1 protein-coding gene is annotated in these 1,632 nt (G+C 75.7%); it reads left to right on the forward strand.

Features of this window, described 5'->3' with window-relative positions:
- Positions 1-1,632: MinD/ParA family ATP-binding protein (locus ABD308_RS32350; RefSeq protein ID WP_344343025.1), on the forward strand; the 1,632-nt coding region annotated here is incomplete at both ends.

Genomic DNA, 1,632 nt, shown 5'->3' on the forward strand with positions numbered 1-1,632 from the left:
GTGCTCCCGGGGAGGCGCCGTACCCGCAAGCCGAGGCCTCCGCCGTGCCGCACGCCGCCCCGGCTCCCGCTCCGGCCGCCGAACCCGCGCCCGCACCCGCGCCCGGCCCCGCCGCGAGCTACGGCTGGCCGCCGGCCGACCCGTCGGCGCCCCAGCCGTACCCGGGCCCGGCTCAGCCCCAGCCCTACCCGGGGGCGCCGGGCCAGCCGCAGCCCTACCCGCAGGACCCGGCCGCCGCCTGGGCCGCCCAGCAGGCCCCACCCGGTCAGCAGCCACCCGCTCAGCAGCCGTCCGGTCAGCCCCAGCCGGGCCAGGCCGTTCCCCCCGCCGCCGATCCGCGCGCGGGCGGCTGGCCGCAGCCCAACGCCTACCAGCAGCCCGCCCAGCCCCAGCCCGGCCCTCCGCAGTGGGGCCAGCCGCCGGCCGCGCCCGCCGCCTTCCAGCAGGCCGGCACCCCGCAGCAGACCGCCCACGGCGCGCCGCTCGGCTACACCGCCGCCGTCGAGCTGTCCTCCGACCGGCTGCTGCGCAGCCAGCCGAAGCAGCAGCGCCAGCAGCCGCGCTTCCAGTTCGGCGGCAAGGCGGCGGCCGCCGAGAAGGCCCGCAAGCTGGAGATCATCCGCACCCCGGTGCTCAGCTGCTACCGGATCGCGGTGATCAGCCTCAAGGGCGGTGTCGGCAAGACCACGACCACCACCGCCCTCGGCGCGACGCTGGCCAGCGAGCGCCAGGACAAGGTGATCGCGATCGACGCCAACCCGGACGCCGGCACCCTCGGCCGCCGGGTCAAGCGGCAGACCGGCGCCACCATCCGCGACCTGGTGACGGCCATCCCGCACCTGCGCAGCTACATGGACATCCGTCAGTTCACCTCGCAGGACCTGCACTCGGGCCTGGAGATCCTGGCGAACGATGTCGACCCGGCCGTGTCGACCACCTTCAACGACTCGGACTACCGCCAGGTCATCGAGGTGCTGGGCCGCCAGTACCCGATCATCCTGACCGACTCCGGCACCGGCCTGCTCTACAGCGCGATGCGCGGGGTGCTGGACCTCGCCGATCAGCTGATCATCGTCTCCACGCCCAGCGTGGACGGCGCCTCGTCCGCCTCCACCACCCTGGACTGGCTCTCCGCGCACGGCTACGCCGACCTGGTGCAGCGGTCCATCACGGTGGTCTCCGGGGTCCGCGAGACGGCGAAGATGATCAAGGTCGAGGACATCGTCGCGCACTTCCAGACCCGCTGCCGGGGCGTGGTCGTGGTGCCGTTCGACGAGAGCCTGGCGGCCGGCGCCGAGGTCAACCTCGACATGATGCGGCCCAAGGTCCGCGAGGCCTACTTCGACCTGGCCACCCTGGTCGGCGAGGACGTCATCCGGGCGCAGCAGGCCGCCGCGCAGCAGGCCGGCTGGCAGCAGAACCACCACCAGCAGCAGCCCCAGCCACAGCCCCCGGCGCCCGCCTACGGGCAGCCGCCGCAGGCCGGTCTGCAGCCCCAGCCGCCGTACGGCCAGCCGTACCCCTACGGCTACCCGCAGCAGGGCGGCCAGCCGGGCGGCGCCCAGCCCGCACCGGGCGCGCCCTGGGCCCAACAGCCGGGCCAGGCCCCGCCGCCCCCGCCCGGGTACGGCT

The organism is Kitasatospora putterlickiae, from assembly GCF_039527695.1.
Lineage (GTDB): Bacteria > Actinomycetota > Actinomycetes > Streptomycetales > Streptomycetaceae > Kitasatospora > Kitasatospora putterlickiae.